The organism is Nonomuraea sp. NPDC004354 (assembly GCF_053602555.1).
In genome coordinates this window covers 217,052-241,357 of sequence record NZ_JBSGDV010000007.1, presented here as the reverse complement: position 1 = coordinate 241,357, position 24,306 = coordinate 217,052, and the positions used below count along the sequence as shown (strand labels likewise).

Below are 24,306 nucleotides of genomic sequence, written 5' to 3'. Positions count from 1 at the left end.
CGCCGGCCCGGCTCGGCCCGAAACCCGCGGGCTCGCCCGGTCAGAGGAAGAGCTCGATCACGGGGACGGTCACGTCGGGCCTGGTCACGGGCAGCTGCAGGGTGAGGGTGTCCTCGGGCACGCCGCGCAGGTAGGCGTGGCCGGGCTCGTGCGGATCGACGCGGAGCACGCGCACCTCGGAGGCGTCGTGCAGGAACTGCGCGTACTTCACCCTGCCGGCCAGGCCGTCCAGGTGCACGTACTTCATCGGCCAGTTCAGCAGGTGCAGGTAGAGCCGGTCGCCGCGCTGGGTGTAGCGGCAGTCCTGCGGCGGGGTGAAGGCCGCGGCGCCCGCGCCGTGGACGGCCCTGCCGTGCAGCCTGGTCCACCTGCCGATCGCGCGCAGCCGCTCGACCGCGCGCGGCTCGAACTCGCCGCGCGCGTTCGGGCCCACGTTCAGCAGCATGTTGCCGCCCTTGGAGACGGTGTCGACGAGCATGCTCAGCAGCAGCTCGGGCGACTTCCAGTCGAGGTTGTCGCGGTCGTAGCCCCAGCTGCCGTTGAGCGTCTGGCACGCCTCCCACGGCACGTGGCCGGGCACCCCGCCGGGCGGCATGACCTGCTCGGGGGTCATGAAGTCGCCGCTGCCCAGGTCGAGCCGGTTGTTGATCATGATGTCCGGCTGGAGCTCGCGGACCATCGCCTCCAGCTCGGCCGAGCGCCACTCGTCCCTGCCCTTGGCGCCCATGCCGCGTCCCGGGTAGCTGAAGTCAAACCACATGGTGTCGATCCGCCCGTAGCCGGTGAGCAGCTCGCGGACCTGCCCGTGCAGATAGTCGGCATATTTCCGGATATCGCGGTTGGAGTCTTCGCCGAGGTCACGCTGCGGGTGATACAGGTCGACGGGGAACTCCGGATGGTGCCAGTCGATCAGCGAGTGGTAGAGCCCGACGCGCATCCCCCTGGCCCGGAAGGCGTCGAGCATCGGCCGCAGCAGGTCCCTGCCGTACGGCGTGGCCGTGGCCTTGTAGTCGGTGAGCGCGGAGTCCCACAGGCAGAACCCGTCGTGGTGCTTGGTCGTGACGACCAGGTAGCGCATGCCCGCGTTCCACGCCTCCTCCGCCCAGACCTCGGGGTCGTACAGGTCGGGGTCGAAGTGGTCGAAGTAGCGCCGGTAGTGCGCGTCGTCCAGCTTCTCGTAGGACTTCACCCACTCGTGGCGGGCGGCGGCGGCGTAGATGCCCCAGTGGACGAAGAGGCCGAACCGCGCCTCGGTGAACCAGCTCATCTGCTCTCCAAGCGGGGAAGGGGTACGGCCGCGCCGTACCCCTTCAGGGTGCGTTGATTACGGGTGGACCGAAACTCCGGAGAGCCCGATCCTGCCAGTGCCCGCGCGCTGGACGCGGACGTAGCGGGCATCGGCCGCGATCTCCACCAGCGAGGGGCGGAGCACCTTGCCCGGCAGGCTCACCCGCTTCGTGTCCGACAGGTCGGCCGCGGTGGCGACGACCATGTTGCACGCCTCGCTCGTGGCGTCTGGGGCGGCGTAGTAGACCTTGGGGCCGGGCGCGGCGTCGACCGGGCCGGCCGGCGACGCGGCCTCGGCGGCGCCGCTCAGAGGACCGGCCTCGGCGGCGCCGGTCAAGGGGGCGGCCCCGGTCAGGGAGGCGGCCTCGGCGGTGCCGGTCAGGGGGAGGGTGAGCAGGACGGTCAGGGCGAGCAGGCGTCTCATGGGATCTCCAGCGGGGGGTTCTTCTCGCCGAAGAGCCAGGCGCGCAGGAACGCGTCCAGGCCCGGGCGGTGGGCCGTCTTCACGGCGTGCGTGATGAAGTCCTCGGTGGAGGCGTTGCCGTCCTTGTTGCGCTGGACCCAGCGGCGCATGACACGGTCGAAGTCGCGCTCGCCGATCTCCTGGCGGAGCGCGTAGAGGACCAGCGCGCCGCCGTCGTAGATGTTGTAGCCGCCGAGGCCCTTGGGCCTGCCGGGCGGGCCGTCCTTGGCGCGGACCTCGTCAAGCTTGCCGTACACCGTCCGCATCTTGTCGGCGAGCGGCTGCCCGCCCTGCTCCTCGGCCCACACGGCGGCGTAGAAGACCGCCGGGCCCTCGTTCAGCCAGGCGTCCTGCCAGGTGGCGGGCGTGACCGAGTCGCCGAACCACTGGTGCACCAGTTCGTGGACCATGGTGTTGGAGTACGTCGGCCTGGTGAACCAGCCGGTGCCGAACAGGGACAGGGTCTGGTTCTCCAGCGCGTCGGTGTAGCCGGGGTAGATGTGCACGCCGTAGGTGGAGAAGGGGAAGCGGCCGAACCTGGCCTCGGCCCACTCGAGCTGCCCGGCCGTCTCGGCGGCGATCGGGGCGTAGGTGCCCTCCTGCCCCTGCGGGACGATGTGGCGCAGGGGCAGGCCGTGGGGGCCGGTGCCGTACAGGTAGGTGCCCTTGACCACGGCGAGCCCGAGCAGCTCGGGCGGCATCGGCTCGCGCTCCTCGAACCGCCAGACCTCGCCCTCCTTCGCGGCGAGTTCGCCGTTGGCGGTGGCGACGTAGCCGTCGGGGACCTTGACGCGGAAGGTCCAGGTGGCCTTGTCGGAGGGGTGGTCGTTGACGGGGAAGAAGGTGTCGGCCCTGCTGGCCTGCGCGGCGGCGGCGAACCCGCCGTCGGGGCCGAACCGCCACCCGGTGAGGCCGGAGCGCGGGGCCTTGCCGTTGCCGTGCAGGGTCAGCGTCGCCGTGAAGGGGCGATGCTCCTTCACGGGCTCGGCGGGGGTGACGGTCAGTTCCTGACCCGTACGGCCCTGGGCGAGCGCCCACGTCGCGGGCCGGCCGTCGACGGTGACGGAGTCGATGACGTGGCCGTCGGTGTCCAGGTTGAAGGACGACAGGTCCTGGACGGCGGTGGCGCTGATCGTCACCGTGGCGGTGAAGTCGTAGGTGACCGGGGTGAAGTCGAAGGCGACGTCGTAGTGGCGGACGTCGTAGCCGCCGTTGCCGAGATCGGGGAAGAGCGGGTCGCCCAGGCCCGGCGAGCCGGGGGCGGGGGTGGCGGCGGCGGGTGGGGCGAGGGCGCCCGCCGCCAGGGCGGCGAGGGCCAGGGTGGCGATGGTTCGCTTCATGGGGGGTGTCACACCTATCGTCGGGGACGGCTCAGCTGGTGCCGCCGCTCTTCTGGATGACGCTCTCGAACTCGGCGCGGATCTTGTCGCCGCCCTGTGCCTTCCAGTCCTTGATGAGCTGGTCGAGGTCGGACAGCGGGGCGCGGCCCGCGATGATCGAGGTGAGCCGGTCGGTGCGCATGGTCGACAGCGCCTCGAACCGGTTCTCGCTGGTCGGCGAGAACAGGCCCGTGGTCGGGTCCTCGACACCGACGGCGATCATCTTGGCCAGCGCGTCGTGGGTGAGCTTGACGGCCTCGCCTGAGGAGGCGTCGAAGACCGGCTGGGTCGGCGCCCCGAGATACTTCCACGGCACCGTCGTGTCCTTGGCGCCCTGCTCGGTGAGGACCGGGTTGCCCTTGTCGTCGCGGGTGTGGTCGGTGCCCTCGACGCCGTACTGGATGAGGGTGTACTCCTCGCTGCCGAAGGGGGCGGCGAAGAAGTCGGCGACGCGCAGGACCTCCTTGACCTTGGTGGCGTCGGCCTTCTTCACGAAGTTGACGGCGAAGACGATGTTGTTGAGGAAGGCCGCGGTCGTGCTCCCGATCGGGAGCAGCGGCCGGGGATCGGCCTTCGGGTCGATCTTCTTCTGGGTCTGCAGGTAGCCGGCGGGCCCGAGGAAGGCGGGCATGCCGTCGTAGGTCAGCGCGGCGCGTCCGGCGTTGAACTCGTTCTTGCGCTTGAGCGAGTCGAAGCCCTCGGAGCCCGGGTAGATGACGCCCGCTTCGCGCAGCTTGCGGGTGTACTCGACGGCGGCGCGGTACTCCTCGGTCTCGAACCCGGCCACCAGCTTGCCGCTCGGCTCCAGGCGCCAGCCGTTGGGCGCGCCGAACAGCTGGGCGAAGATGGACAGGCCGAACAGGCCACCGGTGGCCGTGACCAGGCCCCAGCGCTTCTCCTTGGGGTTGGTCACCGCCTTGAGCAGCTCGGCCAGCCGTTCGGTGTCGCCGACCTGGGCCAGGTCGGTCACGCCCGCGGCGGCGAAGAGGTCGGCCCGGTAGAAGCCGAGCCCGCCGACCATGTTGCGCGGGATCGGGATGCCGTAGAGCTTGCCGGCGACGATGCCCTGCTTCCAGAACACCTCAGGGATGGCCGCCAGGTTCGGGTACTCCTTGACGGCGTCGCCGCTGAGGAACGGCGTCAGGTCGCTGCACTGGCTGGCCACGAAGGCGGGCAGGTTGTTGACGCCCTGCGTGGACACGTACGGGAACAGGTCGGGCAGGTTGCCGCCGGCGACCATGGTGTTGAACTTGGTCGGCCAGTCGGCCTCCGGCACGATCATCAGCTCGGCCCGGCCGCCGAGCCGCTTCTCGATCTCCTGCCACGCGGCGTTCTGCTCGCGGGGCGGGGGCGGCGGCAGGAAGGTCTTCGACGCCATCGTCACCGTGCCGCCCGACATCGGCGGCCTGGCCACCGCCTTGAACAGCTCCTTCGGGTAGGTGAAGTAGCCCTCGGGCACGCCCGCGGGGGTGCCGGGCAGGTCCGGCCGCGCCGCGCCGGGAAGCGGCACGTACGTCGGCAGCTTGATGGTCAGGCCCTGCGCCTTGGTCGCGGGTGCGGGGCCGGCGGCGCCGCCGCAGGCGGCCAGCAGCGGGGAGAGGGCGGCGCCCGCGGTCGCGGTCGCGCCGAGGCGGAGGAGTCCGCGCCTGGACAGGTTCATGGTCTTCCTTCGGGGGTGGGGGGCGGGCTCAGCCCTTGATGGCGCCGGTGAGCACGCCCTTGGTGAAGTAGCGCTGCAGGAAGGGATAGACGAGCAGGATCGGGACGATGGCCACGACGAGTACGGCCATCTGGATCGCCTGCACGGGGGCCGGGGCCTCGGTGCCCACGGCGCTTTCCAGCGTCCTGCCCTGCAGGATGAAGGTGCGCAGGATGTTCGGCAGCGGGTGGCGCTCGGAGTCGTCGATGTAGAGCAGGGCGTTGAAGAAGTTGTTCCAGTAGGCGACGGCGTAGAACAGCGACACCACCGCGATCACCGCCTTCGACAGCGGGAGCACGATACGCGCGAGGATCCGCAGGTCGCCGGCGCCGTCCATGCGGGCGCTCTCCAGCAGCTCGCCCGGCAGGTTCATGAAGAAGGAGCGCAGCACCACCAGGTTGAACGCGCTGACCAGGCTGGGCAGGACGAGCGCGCCGAAGCTGTTGAGCAGGCCGAGCTGGTTGACGAGCAGGAAGTTGGCGATGATGCCGGGGTTGAAGAGCATGGTGAACAGCGCGACCATCAGGATCCACTTCGATCCGGTGACCTCGCGGCGGCTCAGGCCGTAGGCCATGCAGACCGTGACCGTGACGCCGGCCAGCGTGCCGATGCTCGTGACCAGCACGCTGACGAGCAGCGCGCGGGTGACCGTGCCGCCGTCGAAGACCGCCCGGTAGGCGTCGAGCTGCGGCGAGGTGGGCAGCAGGACGAACCCGCCGCTTCTGGCGATCTCCGACTCCGAGGACAGGCTGGTGCCGAGGACGCCGACGAAGGGGTAGATCACCAGCAGCGTGATCGCGGTGATGACGATCGCCTTGAGGCCCGCGCCGAGCCCGGACGGCTTCTCCATCCACGCGGGACGGTCACCTGCCCGCATTGCGGTACACCCCCTCGTGGCCCAGCAGGTGCGCCACCTTGTTCGCGCCGAGGACGAGGACCGCGCCGACGACCGCCTTCACCAGGCCGACGGCCGCCGCGGGGCCCCACTGTCCGTCCTGGACGCCGTTGAAGTAGACGAAGGTGTCGAGCACCTCCCCGGACTCGGGCCCGACCGCGTCACGCTGGAGCAGGATCTGCTCGAAGCCGACCGACAGGATGCTGCCGAGGTTGAGGATGAGCAGCAGGATGACGATCGGGGTGATCCCGGGCAGCGTGACGTGCCAGAGCCTGCGCCAGCGGCCGGCCCCGTCCATCGCCGCCGCCTCGTACAGCTCGGAGGGGATGGACAGCAGCGCGGCCAGGAAGATGATCGTGCCCCAGCCGCAGTCCTTCCAGATGACCTGGAGGGTGACCAGCAGCGGGAAGGCGTCGGGGTCGGTCATCAGGTCGTAGCGCGGCAGGCCGGCGCTCTCCAGCACGTCGGGGAGCACGCCGGCTCCGCCGACGACCTGCTGGAAGATCGAGACGATGATCACCCAGCCGATGAAGTGCGGCAGGTAGACCACGCTCTGCACGAACCTGCGCAGCTTCTCGCTGACGACGCTGTTGAGCAGCAGCGCCAGCGCGATCGGCGCGGGGAAGAAGAGCACCAGCTGGGTGAGCGTGATGCGCAGCGTGTTGCCCACCGCGTCCCAGAACCGGGGGTCGCCCAGCATGGTCGCGAAGTTCTGCAGCCCGACCCACTGGCTGTCCAGGAAGCCGATGTACGGCTGGTAGTCCTGGAAGGCCGCCACGTAGCCGAAGAGCGGGACGTAGTGGAAGACCAGGAAGTACAGCAGGCCGGGCAGGGTGAGGGCGAGCATGACCCGGTCCCGCCAGAGGCGTTTCCTGAGCGGTAGGCGCTGGGGCGTGACCGCGGGGGATTCGGCCCCGGTACGGCGTGCCGTACCGGGGCCGACGGCTTCGAGGGGAGTCGTCATGCGTGGTCCTTCCAGTTGGCGTGACCGTAGTAAGCGCTTTCCTCATTCGTCAAGAGCTTCTTGACGGTTTCCCAGGAAGGGCCTAGCGTGCGGCGCACGTTCTCCATAGAACGCGCTTACTATGGCCTTGGGTCTTCAACCGCGGGGAGTGATGTGACGGTCATGGAGGTGCGGCTCAGACCGCGCACGGTTCTGGCCATGGCGCCGGGTGTGCGCGAGGAGGTCTTCGCCAAGGGCGCCCTCGACCGGCTCGCCGAGCTGGCCGACCTTCACGACGACGTCCTGCACGACCTGTCGACCGGCGCCGCGCGGCGCGCGCTGGCCGGCGCCGAGGTGCTGGTCACCGGGTGGGGCTGCCCGCCGCTCGGGCCCGAGCTGCTGGAGCGGGCGCCCAGGCTGCGGTTCATCGCCCACGCGGCCGGCACGGTGAAGACCTTCCTCGACCCCGCGGTGCTGGCCCGCGGCGTGCGCGTGTCGAGCGCGGCCGAGGCCAACGCCGTACCGGTGGCCGAGTTCACCTACGCCGCCATCGTCTTCGGCGCGAAACGCGCTTTCACCCTGGCGCACCGGTATCGGGAGCACGGCACCAAACGCGACTTCACCGGCATTCCGTGGCTGGGCGCGCGGCGCATCACGGTCGGCGTCGTGGGACTGTCGCGGATCGGGCGGCGGGTCGTCGAGCTGCTGCGCGGCCTGGAGGCCGAGATCCTGGTCTACGACCCGTACGCCGACCCCGTCGAGGTGGCGGGCCTGGGCGCGGCCCTGGTCGACCTCGACACGCTGGCGCGCCGCTCGCACGTGGTGAGCCTGCACGCGCCGAGCACCCCCGAGACCCACCGGATGCTCGACCGCTCCCTGCTGGCCAGGCTCATGGACGGCGCGGTCGTGGTCAACACCGCCAGAGGCACGCTCATCGACACCGAGGCCCTGCTCGAAGAGGTCGCGAGCGGCCGGCTGGACGCGATACTTGATGTCAGCGACCCCGAGCCGCTGCCCGCCGGGCACCCGCTGTTCGGGCTGCCGAACGTCTTCCTCACCCCGCACCTGGCGGGCGCGCAGGGCAACGAGCTCGGCAGACTGGCCGACTCCACGGTCGAGGAGGTGGCCAGGTACTGCGCGGGGCAGCCGCTGCTGCACGAGATCCATCTCGACGCGCTCGACCGGATGGCATGATCTTCACACGGGCAAGGAGGAGCCGGTGACCGAGATGAGCTCGGCGACCATCGCCGACGTCGCCAGACGGGCCGGCGTCTCCAGCGCGACGGTCTCCAGGGTGATCAACCGCAACTACCCCGTCGCCACGTCGACGAGGGAACGGGTCGAGGCGGCCATCGCCGAGCTGGGCTACGTCGTCAACGCCCACGCCAGGGCGCTGGCCGGAGCCACCAACAGGACCGTCGGCATCATCATCAACGACGTGGTCGACCCGTTCTACGCCTACATCGCCAGGGGCGTCGAGCGCGAGGCGACCAGGCACGGCCGGCTGTGCATGGTGTGCTGCACGGAGGGGAGCCACCAGCAGGAGCTGGCCCTCATCGACCTGCTGCACGAGCAGCGCGCCGACGCGGTGATCCTGGTCGGCGGGGCGCACGAGGACCGCGCCTACGCCGCCGAGGTCGGCCGCAGGGCCCGCGCGCTGCACGCCGCCGGCTCGACACTGGTGCTGTGCGGGCGGCCCTCGCTGGGCGACGACGTGCCGACCAAGGTCGTGGAGTACGACAACGAGGGCGGCGCGTTCGCGATCACCGACTATCTCATCACGCAGGGGCATCGCCGGATCCTGTTCCTCGGCGGGCCGTCCTCGCTGTCCACGACGATCGCCCGCCTGGCGGGACACCGCCGGGCGCTGGAGATGCGCGGGCTGCCGCAGGCCAAGGAGCTGGTGCACACCGGGTCGTTCAGCCGCAGGTTCGGCTACGACAGGATCAGGGAGCTGCTGGCCGAGCGGCTCGACTTCACCGCGGTCTTCGCGGCCAACGACACGGTCGCGGCCGGTGTCATGCAGGCGCTGGAGCTGGCGGGCGTCTCCGTGCCCGGCGAGATCTCCGTCGTGGGCTACGACGACGTGCCGGTGGCCCAGGAGCTGCGCCCGCAGCTGACGACCGTGCGCATCCCGCTGGAGGAGATGGGCCGCCAGGCGGTACGGCTGGCGCTGGGCGTGGCGGGCGAGGGCGACTACCTGGCGCCCGTGCAGACCACCACGCGGGTGGGGACCACGGTCGTCGTGCGCGACTCGGTAGCAAGCGCTTACTGAGCACTGCGGTCCTACCCTGCATAGAAACTCATAGAAAGATTCCGTTGGCCTTGACGCGCTATAGAAAGCGCTTACATGCTGCCGTCATGACCACCACCCCCCTTTCCCGCCGTGGCTTCCTCGGCGCGGCCACCGTCGGCGCCGTCCTGCTCGGCTCGTCCCCCGCGCGCGCGGCCACCGCGTCCGCCCGCCGTACCGTGGTGCTGCGGGCCAGGCCCAGCGCGGAGAGCGAGCGGCTGCGGCTCCAGCAGGCCCTCGGCACCACGAACTTCCACCACACCGGCCTCCACCTGCCCGCCGCCGGCACGCTCACCGTCGAGGTCGAGGCGAAGGGCGGCCTGCTGCCCACGCTCCACGTCGGCGCCCCCGACACCCACGCCGACGTCACCTACAAGAACCCACGCGCCTACCCGCTCACCGCGGGCGCCAACACCGTCACCGACCCCGGTGGCGGCATGATCTACCTGTCGCTCGTCGGCGCCGCGAGCGACGACGGCAGGAAGGCCAAGGTCAAGTTCGTCAGCGGCGCGAGGCCCGTCCCGACCTTCGTGATGGGGGAGACGACCGAATCGGCCTTCCAGGCACAGCTCGACACGCTGACCACGGCACCGCAGGTCGAGCTGGTCTCACCGTACGGGATCGTCACCGTGACCAGGGACGGCATGCTGGCCTGGCGCGACCAGGACCACCACGCGCTGCTCTCCCTGCTCGAGACGATCATCTCCTCCCACGCGGCCATCTCGGGCATCGACCGGCAGGAGCGCAGCCCGCTGCCGTTCCACCTGGTGGAGGCGCCGCGCATGCCCACCGGCGCGGGCGCCTACGCCACCCACGGCTGGACCGCCTACCCGCGCACCTACCTGGACCGGCTGCTCACCGTGGACGGGCTGCGCACCCGGGGGTGGGGCGTCTACCACGAGCTCGGGCACCAGCACCAGCAGATGGCCTACAAGCCGACCGACCTCACCGAGGTCACGGTCAACATCTACTCGCTGGCGGCGCAGCGGACACTCGGGCAGCCGTCGAACCTCACCAAGCCGGACGCGAAGACCGGGCTCACGCCGTACCAGAGCGCGCTGCCGAAGCTGCCCAGCTCGGGATACGTGAAGGGGTTCGGCGCCTTTGAGAAGCTGGTGCCGTTCCGGCAGCTGGAGCTGGCGTTCGGGGACGACTTCTGGCCCCGGCTGCACCGGCTGGTCCGCGACGAACGGCCGCCGTCGGAGTGGACGGAGACGGACAGGCGGTGGGGATACCTGGCGCTCTACACCTCTCGGACGGCGGGGCGGGACCTGCGCGGGTTCTGGGAGCGGTGGGGGGCGCCGGTGACGGCGGAGTACCTGGCACGGGTGGCGGCCCTCGGACTGCCTGCGCCCGACGTGGACCCGAGCACGCTGGCCGAGTAGGAGCCCGACACCGATGCGCCCCTCCCCCTCCACCCCGAACCCCGAACCCCACCAGACCTCCCCGAACCCCACGCCCGACTCACCCTCCAAGCCCCACCCGACCCCCTCCTTGAATGCCGCGCCCGACTCTCCCTCCCCCACGTCGACCGACGCCCGCGGCGCGCTCCTTCGGGCCGCATCGCCGGATCCGGTGCAGGCCCTTCATCGGCGCGGGTTCCTCGGGCTCGCCGGCGGCCTGGCCGCGTTCCTCCTCCCCGACGGTCCGTTGTCCACAGCCACCCCGGCCGGCCCCACCTTTTCCACAGAACCCCGCTCGGCCCCCACCCCCACCACCCCGACCAGCCAGACTTCCGGCGTGACCGAGTTCGCCACCCTCCGCGCCAAGGCCACCGCGATGCTCACCGGCGCCCCCTTCGACCCCGCCGACCCTGCCTTCGCGGCCCCTCTCGCACGGCTCGACGCCTCGGCCACGACCCTGCGCGACACCCTCGACCGCTCACCTGAGCGCACCTCCCTCTGGCCCGATCTCCCCCTCAAAGGCGCCTCCGGCGACATCTCCAGCAGTCACCAGCGCCTGCGCACGCTGGCCACCGCCTGGGCCACCCCCGGCTCGAAGCTCCACGGCGACACCACGCTCGCGACGGAGCTCCTCAGCGCTCTCGACTTCCTCTACGCCCGCGCCTACAACGAGACCAAGAAGGAAGTCGGCAACTGGTGGCACTGGGAGATCGGCGCCGCCCGATCCCTGATCGACACCTGCCTGCTGATGTACGACGTCATCAGCCCCGGCCAGCGCGCCGCCTGGATCCGGGCGGTGGACCGCTTCTGTCCCAACCCAGACCGCCGGACCAACCTCACCAACTTCTCGGAGACCGGCGCCAACCGGGCCGACAAGGCACTGATCGTCGCCCTGCGCGGAATCGTCGGCGACGACGCCGCCAAGATCGCCCTGGCCCGCGACGGGCTGTCCGACGTGCGCGACGCCGGGCGCAACACCCTGTTCGGCTACGTCACCGCACGCGACGGCTTCTACGCCGACGGCTCGTTCATCCAGCACGACACCGTCGCCTACACCGGCTCCTACGGCGTCGTGCTGCTCCAGTCCGTGAGCGCGGTGCTCGGTCTGCTGGGCGGTTCGAGCTGGGAGGTCACCGACCCCAGGCGGGCGGTGATCCTCGACGCCGTGGAGCGGACGTTCGCGCCGTGGATCCACGACGGCCTGATGATGGACAGCGTCAGAGGCCGCGCGGTGTCACGCGGCGCCTACCGCGACCACGACGCCGGGCGTGACACGGTCGACGCCGTGCTCCAGCTCGCGACCGGCGCGCCCGAGCCCTACGCGAGCAGGTTCCGGGCGCTGGCCAAGGGCTGGGCGAGCAGGGGCAGGTTCATGGAGCGCGCGGGCATCGCGGCGACGGCCAGGGCGCGTGCCGTGCTCGCCGACGCCGCTGTCACCGCCGCGCCCAGACCGGTCGGACATCACGTCTTCGCCGACATGGATCGGGTCGTGCACCGCCGTCCCTCCTGGTCGTTCGCCCTCAGCCTCGACTCCAGGCGGATCGCCGGCTACGAGTGCGGCAACGGGGAGAACTACCGCGCCTGGTACCAAGGCGACGGCGTCACCTACCTCTACACCGACCTCGACCACTACAGCGCCGACTACTGGCCGACCGTCGACTCCTACCGGCTGCCGGGCACCACGGTCGACACGCGGCCCCGCGACCCGGCCGTCTCGGTCAGCGGCACCGGCACCTTCCGCCCGGCGAACGCGTGGGCGGGCGGCGCCGTCCTCGGCGGGTACGGCGTGGCGAGCCTCGAACTCATGGCCATGGGCACCACGCTCACGGCCAGGAAGACCTGGGTCTGCCTCGACGACGCGGTCGTCTGCCTGGGAGCGGGCATCACCAGCACCGACGGCAGGACGATCGAGACCGTCGTCGACAACCGCGGCGCCTCCGGGCCGCTGATCGTCGACGGCATGCCCCGGGAGGATGGCGAGAGCTCGTCCACCGCCTCGTGGGCACACCTGGAGGGCGTGGGCGGTTACGTCTTCCCTGGTGGCGCGCGGCTGCGCACGCTCCGCGAGGTGCGTACCGACACCTGGAGGGCGATCAACGACGGCGCCGACACGGGTGGCACGCCAGGGCCGGTGTCCAGGGAGTACGTCACGCTCTGGTTCGACCACGGCGCCAACCCGTCGGGCGCGGGCTACGCCTACCTGCTGCTCCCCAACGCGACCGCCGCGCAGACCGCCGCCCACTCCGGAGTCGAGATCCTCGCCAACACCGCGCAGGTCCAGGCGATCGCCGCCGAGCAGGGCGACGCCCGGCTGTTCGCCGCCACCTTCTGGTCAGCGGGCGAGGCGGGCGGAGTCACCGCCTCGGCGCCCTGCGCCGTCCTCGTACGGCGCGCGGGCGACCGGGTCTCCCTGGCGGTCTCCGACCCCGGCCGCACGGTCGGCACCGTCACGCTCACCCTCGACCACCCCGCCCACGGCGTGGTCGGCAGCGACGACACCGTGACCGTCCGACCGGGTAAGAACCCCACGATCACCGTCAACCTGGCCGGATCGCGCGGTCACACCCACACGGCCGAGCTCACCGTCGGCCGCCATCGAGAAGGCTGGGCATGATCCCTCCCTACCTGTCCCTGCCGCCCACCGACCGGCTGCTCTCGCCGCGTACCGGCTGGACGCGCGCCCATTGGGAGGCGCTGACCGACCACCTGCTCGACTCGGTCGTGCCGTACGCGTCTCCTGGGTTCGCCCAGTACCGGCTCCCGGGACGCGCCAGCTGGTCGGGCAGGGCGCTCGACGGTCTGGAGGGATTCGCCCGCACGTTCCTGGCCGCCGCGTTCCGCATCGCGGGCGCGCGTGGCCAGGTACATCCCGCGCTGATCGAGCGCTACGCGACCGGCCTCGCCAACGGCACCGACCCCGCCAGCGGCGAGGCGTGGCCCGAGCTGACCGACTGCTCCCAGCAGATGGTCGAGGCGGCCTCCATCGCCGTCGGGCTGCACGAGTCGAGGCCATGGCTGTGGGACCGGCTCCCTTCCGAGGTGCGGGAGCGGGTCGTCGCCTGGCTGAGCGGGTTCCTCGGCAAGCGGACCTGGGACAACAACTGGATGCTGTTCCAGACCGTGAGCGAGGAGTTCGTGAAGTCGGTCGGCGGGCCTTACGCGCAGGACGAGATCGACAGAGGCCTCGACCGGATCGAGGAGTGGTACGTCGGCGACGGCTGGTACACCGACGGCGGCACCCGCAACTTCGACTACTACGGAGGCTGGGCGCTCCACCTCTACCCGCTGCTGTGGACGCGCATGTCCGGTGACGCCGACCGCGCCAAGCTCTACCGTGCCCGCCTGACCGAGTTCCTCACGACCTACCAGCACTTCTTCGGCGCGGACGGCGCGCCGATCCACCAGGGCCGCTCGCTCTGCTACCGATTCGCCTCACTCGCCCCGGTCTGGCTCGGCGCCCTCGTCGAGGCGACACCTCTCGCCCCCGGTCAGACGAGGAAGCTGGCCTCGTCCGTCGCCCGCCACTTCGCCGAACGCGGTGTCCCCGACCGCCGGGGCCTGCTTTCCCTGGGCTGGTACGACACCTTCCTGCCCACCACGCAGGCGTACTCGGGACCGGCTTCGCCGTACTGGGCGTCCAAGGGCCTGCTCGGCCTGCTGCTCCCGCCCGAGCATCCGGTGTGGACCGCCCGCGAACAGATGCTCCCCATCGACGAGCACCATGTCACCGTGGCCATCCCCGCCACCGGCCTGCTCCTTCACGGCACCCGCCACGACGGTATCGTCCGTCTGGTCAACCACGGCAGCGACCACGGCGCGCCACCCGACGACCCCCACTACGCCAAGCTCGCCTACTCCACCCGCACCGCCCCCGAAGCCGCCGAACACGCCTGGACCCGAAACGTCGACAACCACCTCGCGCTCGTCTCCCCTGACGGCCTGCCCTCCGCGCGCGGCGCGATCCATCCGCTGACCTGTGAGGGACGCACCGCTTCCTCCTACACGGCAACCCCCGACGGCACCCGCATCACCACGACCTCCATCGTCCGCGGCCCGTGGGAAGTCCGCATCCACGAGATCGCCACCCCCCAGCCACTCACCCCCACACCGAACCCAGCGGACCTAACCCCCCGCCCCCCGCTCCAGCCAACAACCAGAACCAGAGCCACAGCCACAGCCACAGCCACAGCCACAGCCACAGCCACAGCCACGCTGACACAACCGCCCACAGCCACGCTCCACCCCACCCCCTCGCCACCTCAAGACGCAGCACCACCCCAACCCCACGCAGCCACGCGCCCTGCCACAGACCCAGCCACGCCCCGGTTCGACTCGACCACCCGCCTCGACCCCGAGCCGGCCACACCCCGAACCGGCTCGACCACCAACCCCACCACCGAGCCGACCGCATCCCAACCCGCCTGGACCACGCGCCCCACCACCGAGCGATCCGCACCCCGAACCGACCCCCCGACCTGCCCGACCTGCCCGACCTGCCCGACCAACGAGCCAGCCACACCCCGAACCGGCTCGACCACCGGCTCCACCACTGAGCCGATTGCACCCCAACCCACCGAGACCACCGAGCCGGGTTCAGCCCAAACCACCCGGCATGCCGCCACCCCGACCTCACCCGGAGAAGAACCCTCCACGGCAGCGCACACCCCTAGCCCCGGTGACGCGGAATCCCCGCCGCCCCTCGCCCGATCTCCCCACACCGACGAGCGCTCCCCCATCGCCACCCAGACCAGTGAAAGGCCTGCCGGACCGGCGGTACGAGAAGGCGGCTACGCCGTGTCCGACACCTCACCCCCCGACATCGCCACCGGTCCAGGGTGGGCGCTGGCCCGCCGTACGGACGGGCTCACCTCCGCGATCATCGGCCTGTACGGCTGGCAACGCGCGGACGTGTCCCGTGACGTGGAGTCGAACGCCTTCGGCCCCCACTCGGCCGTCCCCTGCCTGCACGCCGACACGCCGGGCCTGCACGTCTCGCTCGTCGTGTTGTCAGGCGACACCGTCCACCCGTCCGCGCTCCGCGAGGCGATCACGGTCGACGTGTCATCCCACGCGGTCACCGTCGCCTTCCCCGACGGCGACCGCCAGACGCACCCCCTGACCACCCCACCGACGCACCTGGCCCACTCCCCACACGCCGAACCATCAGCCATGCCCTCATGAACCCGGAAGCCCGCCCCCGACTCCCGTGCCCACCCACCCGCACACCACGTCCCCAGAAGATCGATCCGAACACCACGTCCCCAGAAGACGTCCTCGACCGCGCGACACCATGCACGCCACCCACACGGGCACCGCACGAAAACCCGACCCGCCTGAACGCCAGGCTCGACCCCGGTGCGACCACCGAACGCCCGGCACAACCGCCGAACGCCCGGCACAGCCAACGAACCGTCCAGCACGACCGCCGAACCTCCGGGACCGAACGTCCAGCACAACCGCCGAACGCCCGGCACAACCACCGAACCTCCGGCACGACCGACTGTTGTCAGTCCTGGAGATGTCTGACCGAGGCGATGTCCACCACGTGCCCATCCAGGGTGGTGATCGCGCACGGCGGCACTCCGTCCACCAGCATGCGGGCGGGGACTGATGCGTCGCCCACCAGCGTGCGCAGCAGATCGACGGTGATGCCGCCATGAGTGCAGACGACGATCGCGGACGACTCGTGTGCGTGATCAGCGAGGAAGGCTTGGAAGCGCTCGGCAGCCCGGTACGACGAGTCGCCGCTGAGAGGAACGAAGTCGCGATGTCGTACTGCTGTCGCCCAATCGGCCAGGAAGTCCTCGAGAGATTGCGTACCGTCCCAGTTCATCCGTTCGCGCAGTCGGGCATCCTCTCGCACGGGGACACCGACCGCCGACGCGATGATGTCGGCGGTCTCGCGGGCCCGCCGCATCGGGCTGCTGAACACGGCGCCCGGATCAACGGCCTGCAGCCGGCGAGCGGCTCGATGCGCTTGGCGGCGCCCGATCGCGGTCAGACCCGGATCACCGGCGCGTTGCTCCTTCTCGCCATGCTGAACCACGTAGAAGATCGCCATACTGCCGCAGGATGTCCCATGGTGGCCCATCGCCGCACGCCAATATCGCGGCGCACAGAACCGGGTCGGTCGCATGAGAGGGCGTTCACGCGACCTCTCCAGACGCAGCGCGCAGAGAACAGTCAGCGCGAAAACCGCCGCTCGACCCCAGAACACAAGGCGCAACGCGCTGACCATCCCATGCGCCGACCAGCGAACACGATCACGCCTGACGCGCGGAGCCGTCTCTCAGCCCGACGAACACACCGCCCGACGAACCCGCCCAAAGCGCGAGTCGATCAGCCAGCGCGAAGGCGCACGATGCAGTCCGCGATGTGGTCGTTCACCAGGCCGATGGCCTGCATGAGCGCGTACGCGGTGGTCGGCCCCACGAACCGGAAACCGTACCCCTTCAGCTCCTTGGCGAGCGCCTTCGACCCGGGCGTGATCGCAGGAACGTCAGCCATCGAGCTGGGAACAGGAGAATCAGGATCAGCATGTCGCCAGACCAGCTCGGACAACCCTCCGGGCACCTCGAGCGCGGCCCGGGCGTTGGCGATGGTGGCCTGGATCTTGGCCCGGTTGCGGATGATGCCCTCGTCGGCGAGCAGCCTGTCGACGTCCGCCTCGGTGTAGGTCGCGACCTTCTCGATGGAGAAGTCGTCGAACGCCTTTCGGAAGTTCTCCCGCTTGCGCAGAATCGTCAGCCACGACAAGCCCGACTGGAACGCCTCCAGGCTCACCCGCTCGAACACCCTGTCATCGCCGTGAACAGGGCGACCCCACTCGTCGTCGTGGTAGGCGATGTAGAGCGGGGTCGTCATGCCGGTCCACTCGCACCGAATGACCTCGCTCACGAACGGCTCTTCTTCTCGCGGCCGATCGAGGCAGGCCGCCCGCTGCGGCCGTCGCGGCTCGCGGACGCGCGCTCCGTCCCGGCATGGGAGGAACCCACCACGGGCGAACCGATGTCGCCCCACGAGCGGCTGACCTTCTCGGTGCTCGCCGCATCGCCGTCCTCGTGTTCGGCGTTCGGAGCGGCGTCACCGTCGTCACCGGAGTCGTGCTCACCGGCCGGGGCATCGGCACCCGCCCCGCTGCGGCGGCTGGGCAGAGAATCCTGGTGCGCGGCGGGACGGGCAGGCGAGCCGGCGTCCCCATCCGATCCGACGGGCGACGCGCCGTTGTCGCCCTCGTGCTCTTCGGGGGAAGAGACCGCTTCGCTGTCCCGCCACACGCCGGTGGAAGCCATGCCTGCGTCGGCCTCATACTCCCCGAGAGAAGACGGGGGCTCCCCCAAGCGAGAGACGTGGTCGCCATCGCCGGGCGAAGAGGAGTCCGCGTCATCGCTGTGCGCGGCGGAGGAGGATGCCACACCAGAGTCGCCGGCAGCGCCGACCCCGAGATCGTCGGCGACGTCGCGCACCGCAGCGCCGGGCGCGAGGTCACGATCGACAGTCGCGGAAGCGCCCGTATCGTCCCTGCTCGCAGCAGTGGAGGCAACCGAACCATGGTCACCGGACACACGCACCGCAGCGCGATCGCCAGCCGCCGAGGCGTCCTCGTCATCCCCGCCCGCAGTAGTGGCGGCAACAGAGCCATGGTCGCCGGACACACGCATGGCAGCGCCGACGGCGCGGTCGCGATCGCCGAGTGCGGAGGCGTCCTCGTCATCCCCGTGCGCGAAGGTGTCGGCGAGGGTCGCGTCGCCCTTGTCATCCTGATGTGCGGTCGCGAGGGATGCGTCGTCTTCGTCGGTACGGCCGGCGGGCCCGGCCTCGTCGTCGTCAGGCAGCGCGACGGAGGGCGCGGTGGGGCGGTGGTCGGTGCGTGGCGCGGCACCGGGACTCGCGTAAGCCTCCTGGCGCGCCTGCAGCCGGCTGGCCAGCAGCTCCGACACGCGCTGCTCCAGCACGGCGATGCGGGTGTCGCGGGCGCTGATCGCGTTGGCGGCTCTGCGCAGGCTCTCGTCGACGCTCTGCGTGTGGTAGCCGACCAGGTTCACCGGCAGCTGCAACGCCATGAAATCGACGGCCGTGAGCTGCCCAGCCTCGGGAAGGCCGAGCGGCGGGACATCAGGCGGGAACTCTCCCAGCTCACCGCCCTTGCCAAGGGATACCACGACGACGCAGGCGAGGATCGCCAGCGCGGCGATGGCGAGTACGACCAGCACATTGGAATCGTACTCGTACGATCGAGACATGAGGCCTGTAGTGCTGACGCCAGGCGCGCCCGAAGAGTCCGGGTGGACGCCCGCCGACACCCCCGACGAGGTGCGGCAGCTCGTGCGGAACGGGGGCACGGCGCTGGTCAGGCTGCCACGGCAGCTCGACGCCGCCCTCGCCGCCGCGGCCGTCTTCCGATGGGCCGGCGCGGGCGTGTTCGTGACGGAGCACGCCGACCAGGTACGGCTCGCGCTGGACATGACCGACTCCCTCGCAGGCACCCGCGCCCCCGCAGTGACCCGCCGCGGCCTGGCCTGATCGCCCGCCGCGCCTCGACGAGGTGTGCTGTCGCCGGTACGCGAAGGCGTGCGCGGGAGGCGCTTGGCACGTGGAACCTCGCGGGCGCGGGCACCTTCCCGAGGGTTTGCCGGAAGCCCGAGCGGTGTGCTTCACCCCAGGGAGAGGCAGCCCGGGACACGTGTGGGTTCATCCCCAGGGAACGGTGCGATCCCAGCCCCAGGAAAAGGTGTGGGTTGAGGCCCGGGAAATCAGTGTGCGAAGGGTTTCCCGCCGGGCGTGTCGTGGTTGAGCGGCCCAAGGGCCCAGCGCGTCATGAGCGACCCCGGGGGGGCAGGCGTGTCGTGAGCGACCCCCGGGGGGGCAGGCGTGTCGTGAGCGACCCCCGGGGGGGCAGGCGTGTCGTGAGCGACCCCCGGGGGCCACGCGTGGCGTGAGCGACCCCCGGGGGCCACGCGTGGCGTGAGCGACCCCCGGGGGCCACGCGTGTCGTGAGCGACTCAAGGGTCCCGGCGTGTCGTGAGCGATCCGAGAGGCAGGAAGCGCAGGCGCCACCCACCCCACGGCCAACGCCGAGCCCCTTGGGATGGGCCGGCCCGCGGGTCCCGTGGACGCCCGCAGGCCGCACCGAACATGGCGGCGTGCCGTAGGAGGCACCGAGCACGGCGGCATGCCACGGGTCGGAAACCCGCAGACCGCACCCAGCGCGGGGCAGCGTGCCGTAGGCACCCAGCGCGGCAGCGTGCCGTTGCTAGGAAGCCCGCAGACCGCACCCAGCGCGGGGCAGCGTGCTGTAGGAGGCGCCGAGCGCGGCGGCGCGCCGTAGGTAGGGACGCCCGCAGACCGCACCCAGCGCGGCCGCCTGCCGTAGGCACCGAGCGCGCGGCGGCCTGCCGATGGTCGGGAGCCCGCAGACCGCACCCAGCGTGGCGGCCTGCCGTAGGAAGCCTGCGCGCCCATCATCGGGACCCCGCGCCCCCGCGCGGGAAGCAGCTACCCGCCGGTCGATTCGCCCAGCTCCTCCACGCTGGGTTCCATCGGCTGTCCCGGCGACTCCAGGAGGTTCAACGCCTCCTCCACCGACGTGGTCCACGTGATCGCGTCGAAGACGTTCGCGCGCGTGAACCCTTCGTCGTACATGTGCTTCACCAGCGCCCGCAGCGGCTCGTACAGCCCCCACGGGTCGAGGATCACCAGCGGCTTGGTGTGGACGCCGAGCACGCGCGCCGTCCAGATCTCGAACAGCTCCTCCAGCGTCCCGATGCCCCCGGGGAGCACCAGGAACGCGTCGGAGCGGGCGTCCATGACGCCCTTGCGTTCGCGCATGTCGGCGGTGATGACCAGTTCGTCCGACTCGGTGTCGGCGACTTCGATGTCGACCAGCACCTGGGGGATCACGCCGATGGTGCGGCCACCGGCGGCTCTGGCTGCGCTGGTCACCGCGCCCATGCAGGAGACCGTGGCCCCGCCGCTCACCAGGGTGTGACCCCTGAGGGCGATTTCGGTGCCGACCTCGGTGGCGAGGTCCACGTACTTGGGGTCGATCTTCTGACTGGATGCACAGAAAACGCAGATGTTCACGGAAACGGAGTCTATTGAGGCTCTGTCCGGTGGCTCGCGACGGCCTCCAACTCCTCGGTGCTGAGGCGGCTGCGGTTGTGCTCGGACTCGACGATGATGTTCACCGCCTCGTCGACGTCGTCGGTGAGGTGGATCAGGTCGAGGTCGGGGGCGGAGATCTTGCCGGTCGACAGCAGCGTTCCCTTGATCCAGTCGAGGAGGCCGCTCCAGTACTCGGTGCCTACGAGCACCACGGGGAACGAGGTGACCTTGTGCGTCTGCACCAGGGTGAGCGCCTCGAAGAGTTCGTCGAGCGTGCCGAACCCGCCGGGCAGCGTGATGAACCCGCACGAGTACTTCACGAACATCGTCTTGCGCACGAAGAAGTAGCGGAATTCGATGCCGAGGTCGACGTAGTCGTTCATGCGCTGCTCGAAGGGGAGCTCGATGCCGAGGCCGACGGAGATGCCGCCCGCCTCGGACGCGCCCTTGTTGGCCGCCTCCATGGCGCCGGGTCCGCCGCCGGTGATGACGGCGTATCCGGCCTTGGCCAGCTTGCTCCCCAGTTCGACGCCCAGCTGGTACTCGGGGGAGTCGACGGTGGTGCGCGCCGAGCCGAACACGGTGACCGCGGTGGGGAGTTCGGCCAGCTGGCCGAAGCCCTCGACGAACTCGGCCTGGATGCGCAGCACCCGCCACGGATCCATGTGAACCCAGTCGGTGGGCCCTTGGCGATCGAGAAGGCGCTGGTCATAGGTGGATTCAGGAACGAGCTGGCCGCGGACGACCGCAAGACCCTGACGACGTTCGGGACGTGTCCGTTTCATACGGAGCACGCTAGCGCGCCCGGTTAAAAAATCTTGAAAAAAGGAGGGAACCGGATTTCGAAGCCGCTGCGTCTAACTGCCGAGGGTGCTGCTCGGGACTGAAAGTGGCTTTCCCCGCCAAATGGCCGGCGAGGAAAGCCACTTTCACGTTGTAGGGGGGGTTACGCGCCCGGGGAGAGCCAGTTCAGCATCGCGGTCTCGCTGGCCCTGATCTGGCTGAGCGAGGCGTATTCACCCTGCTGGTGGGCGAGGTTGGGGTCGCCGGGGCCGTAGTTGACGGCGGGGACGCCGAGGGCGGAGAAGCGGGCGACGTCGGTCCAGCCCAGCTTGGCGCGGGGTGTGCCGCCGACGGCGGAGACGAACGCGGCGGCCACGGGGTGGGTGAGCCCGGGGCGGGCGGCGGGGGCGCCGTCGGTGATGGCCACCTCGAACCGGTCGAACACCTCCCGCACGTGCTCCTCGGCCTGCGCCAGCGACAGGTCGGGCGCGAAGCGGAAGTTGACGGTGACCACGGCCTGGTCGGGGATGACGTTGCCGGCCACGCCGCCGCGCACCGACACCGCGTTGAGCCCTTCGTGGTACTGCAGGCCGTCGACCACGGGCTGCCTGGCCTCGTAGGTGGTGAGCCTGGCCAGGATCGGCTCGAGGGCGTGGATGGCGTTGACGCCGAGCCATGACCTGGCGCTGTGGGCGCGCCTGCCTCGCGTGGTGATGTCCGCGCGGAGCGTGCCCTGGCAGCCGCCCTCGATCACGCCGTCGGTCGGCTCCATGAGGACGGCGAAGTCGGCGGCCAGCCAGTCGGCGTGGTCGCGGCTGACCCTGGTCAGGCCGTTGCGCTCGGCCTCGACCTCCTCGCAGTCGTAGAAGACGTAGGTGACGTCGCGGTTGGGGGCGGGAAGGAGGGCGGCGAGCTTGAGCGCGACGGCGACGCCCGCCTTCATGTCGGAGGTGCCGCACCCGTAGAGGAGGTCGCCCTCGATCCTGCTGGGCAGGTTGCCCGCCGTGGGGACGGTGTCGAGGTGTCCGGCGATGAGCACGCGCTCGGGGCGGCCGAGGTTGGTGCGGGCGACGACGGTCTCGCCGGACCTGTCGACGGTGAGGTGCGGAAGCCGTCTGAGCGCCTCCTCGACCGCGTCGGCGAGCACCTTCTCGTTGCCGCTGACCGATTCGATGTCCACGATGGTGGCGGTCAGCGCGCCTACGTCCTGCGTCAAGTCCAGCATGGCACCCAACCCTAACCTCGGGCGTACGGCCGGCCACAGGCCGGACCGGCAGGCACGGGGGCCGCCGCCGGGGTCAGGCGTTGACGCCGTGCTCCCTCAGCACGTCGTTCAGCGCCGCCTTGTCGTGCCGCTGGCCGGGCTCGAGCCGCTTGAGCACCAGCACGCACGGCAACCCGAACGTCCCCCCGGCGAACTCCTTCGGCCGCGTGCCGCCCACCGCCACGCACCAGTCGGGGATCCGCCCGCGCCCGAGCTCCTCCCCCGTCTCCACGTCGATCACCGGCATCGAGGCGGACAGGATCGTTCCAGCCCCGACGACCGCCCCGCGTCCCACGCGCGCTCCTTCGACCAGCATCGCCCTGCTGCCGATCAGCGCGTCGTCCTCCACGACGACGGGCACCGCGTTGGGCGGTTCGAGGACGCCGCCGATGCCCACCCCGCCGGACAGGTGGACGTTCTCCCCGATCTGCGCGCAGGAGCCCACGGTGGCCCAGGTGTCGACCATGGTGCCGCCGCCGACGTACGCCCCGATGTTGGTGAACGACGGCATGAGCACCACGCCGGGCGCGAGGTAGGAACCCCATCTGGCGATCGCGCCCGGCACCACCCTGACCCCGTCGAACGTGGTCTTCAACGGCAGCCTGTCGTGGTGCTGGAAGTCGCCCACCTGCGACCTGGCCATGCCGAGCACCTTGAAGCTGAGCAGGATGGCCCGCTTGGCCCGCTCGTCGACCACCACCTCACCGTCGGCGGAGATCGTGGCCACCCGCGCCTTGCCGGTGTCGAGCTGGTCGATCGCGCCGACGACGACGCCTCTGGCGGCCGCGTCGGAAGGAGAGAGCGCCTCCCTGTGGGCCCACAGCTCATCGATGGCCGCCGGCAGCGGACTCGCATGGCTCTTGCTCATGGCCACGGAGCTTATCTGTCCGGGTAGGTTTCTCAGCGTGCGGCATAGCTTCTCCCGAGCCGTCCTGACCATCGCGATCATCGTCGTCGCGCTCGCGGTCGCCATCGCCGTGGGCGTCTACGTGCTGCTCAGGAAGGCCGATCCGCTGGCCGAGGACATCGAGAGCTGCGTGGTGCGCACCGCGAAGGGCGAGCTGGAGCTCGACATCGAGCAGGCGCGCATCGCCGCCACGATCGCGGCGGTGGCCGAGCGCAGGCGCCTGCCGGAGCAGGCCGTCGTCATCGCGTACGCCACGGCGATCCAGGAGTCGAAGCTCTACAACCTCTCGTACGGCGACCGCGACTCGGTGGGTGTCTTCCAGCAGCGGCCCTCGCAGGGCTGGGGCAGGAAGAAACAGATCATGGACCCGGTCTACGCGACCAACCGCTTCTTCGCCGCGCTGGTGAAGGTGAAGGACTACCGGAAGCTGCCCGTCGCGGAGGCCGCGCAGGCCGTCCAGCGCTCCGCCGCCGGGTACGCCTACGGGCCGCACGAGACGAGCGCGCGCATCCTGGCGGCGGCGTTCACCGGCAGGGTGCCGCGGGCCGTCCACTGCACCTATCCGAAGACGGCGACGCCCGCGCCTTCGCGGCCGGGAGAGGCGCGGCGGGAGCTGACCAGGGCGCTCGGCGCCGTGAGCGTGCCGACGTCGAGGCGCGGGTGGCTGATCGCCGCGTGGTCGGTCGCCCACGCCCAGGAGTACGGCCTGCGCAGCGTCGGCTTCGACGGGATCGTCTGGTCGTCGGAGGGCTGGAAGGCCGGCGGCACGGCGGGAAGGCGCGACGTCGAACTGACCTGAGCCAGGCGGCAGACGACGGAGACCGCGCCCGGCGGCACGGCGGGAAAGCGGGACGTCGAACTGATCTGAGCCGGGCGGCAGACGACG

General features: G+C 70.8%; 20 protein-coding genes. 7 read left to right on the top strand and 13 right to left on the bottom strand.

Annotation, left to right across the window (positions count from 1 at the left end; all coding sequences use genetic code 11):
- Positions 1 to 40 precede the first annotated feature (40 nt).
- From ACWENQ_RS22130 to ACWENQ_RS22105, 6 genes are read right to left on the bottom strand one after another with little or no spacing between them, the layout of a single operon-like run.
- Positions 41 to 1,267 (bottom strand): alpha-L-fucosidase, encoded by a 1,227-nt coding sequence (locus tag ACWENQ_RS22130; protein WP_449917758.1) that lies wholly within the window; start codon positions 1,265 to 1,267, stop codon positions 41 to 43.
- Between the two features lie 57 nt (positions 1,268 to 1,324).
- Positions 1,325 to 1,711: a hypothetical protein gene (locus tag ACWENQ_RS22125; RefSeq protein ID WP_452415866.1), complete on the bottom strand. Its 387-nt coding sequence runs from the start codon at positions 1,709 to 1,711 to the stop codon at positions 1,325 to 1,327.
- Entirely contained in the window at positions 1,708 to 3,090 is a 1,383-nt protein-coding gene (locus ACWENQ_RS22120) for a M1 family metallopeptidase (protein ID WP_452415865.1), read from the bottom strand. Before ACWENQ_RS22120 ends, ACWENQ_RS22125 begins: the two co-directional genes overlap by 4 nt.
- Positions 3,091 to 3,121: 31 nt before the next feature.
- Positions 3,122 to 4,789: a hypothetical protein gene (locus ACWENQ_RS22115; RefSeq protein WP_452415863.1), complete on the bottom strand. Its 1,668-nt coding sequence runs from the start codon at positions 4,787 to 4,789 to the stop codon at positions 3,122 to 3,124.
- Positions 4,790 to 4,817: 28 nt separating this feature from the next.
- Positions 4,818 to 5,705: a carbohydrate ABC transporter permease gene (locus tag ACWENQ_RS22110; protein WP_452415862.1), complete on the bottom strand. Its 888-nt coding sequence runs from the start codon at positions 5,703 to 5,705 to the stop codon at positions 4,818 to 4,820.
- Positions 5,692 to 6,687, bottom strand: a complete 996-nt coding sequence (locus tag ACWENQ_RS22105; RefSeq protein ID WP_449917769.1) for an ABC transporter permease — start codon at positions 6,685 to 6,687, stop codon at positions 5,692 to 5,694. The genes ACWENQ_RS22110 and ACWENQ_RS22105 overlap by 14 nt, the downstream gene beginning before the upstream one ends.
- A 162-nt stretch (positions 6,688 to 6,849) precedes the next feature.
- On the opposite strand from ACWENQ_RS22105, the gene ACWENQ_RS22100 reads away from it, so the two are divergent.
- The 5 genes from ACWENQ_RS22100 to ACWENQ_RS22080 all read left to right on the top strand — a co-directional run bounded on the left by ACWENQ_RS22100 (position 6,850) and on the right by ACWENQ_RS22080 (position 15,543).
- Positions 6,850 to 7,860 (top strand): hydroxyacid dehydrogenase, encoded by a 1,011-nt coding sequence (locus tag ACWENQ_RS22100; protein ID WP_452415931.1) that lies wholly within the window; start codon positions 6,850 to 6,852, stop codon positions 7,858 to 7,860.
- Between the two features lie 34 nt (positions 7,861 to 7,894).
- The gene (locus ACWENQ_RS22095) at positions 7,895 to 8,941 is read left to right on the top strand and encodes a LacI family DNA-binding transcriptional regulator (protein ID WP_354905980.1); all 1,047 of its coding nucleotides are present in this window, start codon (positions 7,895 to 7,897) and stop codon (positions 8,939 to 8,941) included.
- An 86-nt stretch (positions 8,942 to 9,027) separates the two neighbouring features.
- Positions 9,028 to 10,344, top strand: coding sequence for a M60 family metallopeptidase (locus ACWENQ_RS22090; RefSeq protein WP_452415861.1), 1,317 nt, complete (start codon positions 9,028 to 9,030; stop codon positions 10,342 to 10,344).
- A 355-nt stretch (positions 10,345 to 10,699) separates the two neighbouring features.
- The gene (locus tag ACWENQ_RS22085) at positions 10,700 to 12,976 is read left to right on the top strand and encodes a polysaccharide lyase 8 family protein (protein WP_452415860.1); all 2,277 of its coding nucleotides are present in this window, start codon (positions 10,700 to 10,702) and stop codon (positions 12,974 to 12,976) included.
- A complete protein-coding gene (locus tag ACWENQ_RS22080) occupies positions 12,973 to 15,543 on the top strand; it encodes a DUF2264 domain-containing protein (protein ID WP_452415858.1) in 2,571 nt (856 codons plus the stop codon). Before ACWENQ_RS22085 ends, ACWENQ_RS22080 begins: the two co-directional genes overlap by 4 nt.
- A 325-nt stretch (positions 15,544 to 15,868) precedes the next feature.
- Here ACWENQ_RS22080 and ACWENQ_RS22075 read toward each other — a convergent pair whose 3' ends face one another.
- From ACWENQ_RS22075 to ACWENQ_RS22065, 3 genes are all read right to left on the bottom strand, one after another.
- A complete protein-coding gene (locus ACWENQ_RS22075; RefSeq protein WP_452415857.1) occupies positions 15,869 to 16,423 on the bottom strand; it encodes a histidine phosphatase family protein in 555 nt (184 codons plus the stop codon).
- A 278-nt stretch (positions 16,424 to 16,701) separates the two neighbouring features.
- Positions 16,702 to 17,259, bottom strand: coding sequence for a DNA-3-methyladenine glycosylase I (locus ACWENQ_RS22070; protein WP_354905832.1), 558 nt, complete (start codon positions 17,257 to 17,259; stop codon positions 16,702 to 16,704).
- On the bottom strand, positions 17,256 to 18,575 hold the full coding sequence (locus ACWENQ_RS22065) for a hypothetical protein (protein WP_452415856.1): 1,320 nt from the start codon (positions 18,573 to 18,575) through the stop codon (positions 17,256 to 17,258). The genes ACWENQ_RS22070 and ACWENQ_RS22065 overlap by 4 nt, the downstream gene beginning before the upstream one ends.
- A gap of 28 nt (positions 18,576 to 18,603) precedes the next feature.
- On the opposite strand from ACWENQ_RS22065, the gene ACWENQ_RS22060 reads away from it, so the two are divergent.
- Entirely contained in the window at positions 18,604 to 18,885 is a 282-nt protein-coding gene (locus ACWENQ_RS22060; RefSeq protein ID WP_354905829.1) for a hypothetical protein, read from the top strand.
- Between the two features lie 972 nt (positions 18,886 to 19,857).
- On the opposite strand, the gene ACWENQ_RS22055 is transcribed toward ACWENQ_RS22060, so the two are convergent.
- The 4 genes from ACWENQ_RS22055 to ACWENQ_RS22040 form a co-directional block, all read right to left on the bottom strand.
- Positions 19,858 to 20,445 carry an LOG family protein gene (locus ACWENQ_RS22055; RefSeq protein ID WP_354905827.1) on the bottom strand — a complete coding sequence of 196 codons (588 nt, stop codon included), beginning with the start codon at positions 20,443 to 20,445 and terminating at the stop codon, positions 19,858 to 19,860.
- Positions 20,446 to 20,456: 11 nt separating this feature from the next.
- Positions 20,457 to 21,251, bottom strand: a complete 795-nt coding sequence (locus tag ACWENQ_RS22050; RefSeq protein ID WP_354905826.1) for an LOG family protein — start codon at positions 21,249 to 21,251, stop codon at positions 20,457 to 20,459.
- Positions 21,252 to 21,412: 161 nt separating this feature from the next.
- A complete protein-coding gene (gene dapE, locus ACWENQ_RS22045) occupies positions 21,413 to 22,474 on the bottom strand; it encodes a succinyl-diaminopimelate desuccinylase (RefSeq protein WP_354905825.1) in 1,062 nt (353 codons plus the stop codon).
- 73 nt (positions 22,475 to 22,547) lie between these two features.
- Positions 22,548 to 23,381, bottom strand: a complete 834-nt coding sequence (locus ACWENQ_RS22040) for a 2,3,4,5-tetrahydropyridine-2,6-dicarboxylate N-succinyltransferase (protein WP_354905824.1) — start codon at positions 23,379 to 23,381, stop codon at positions 22,548 to 22,550.
- A gap of 37 nt (positions 23,382 to 23,418) precedes the next feature.
- Between ACWENQ_RS22040 and ACWENQ_RS22035 the strand changes: the two genes are divergently transcribed.
- Positions 23,419 to 24,219, top strand: coding sequence for a hypothetical protein (locus tag ACWENQ_RS22035; RefSeq protein WP_452415855.1), 801 nt, complete (start codon positions 23,419 to 23,421; stop codon positions 24,217 to 24,219).
- Positions 24,220 to 24,306 lie beyond the last annotated feature (87 nt).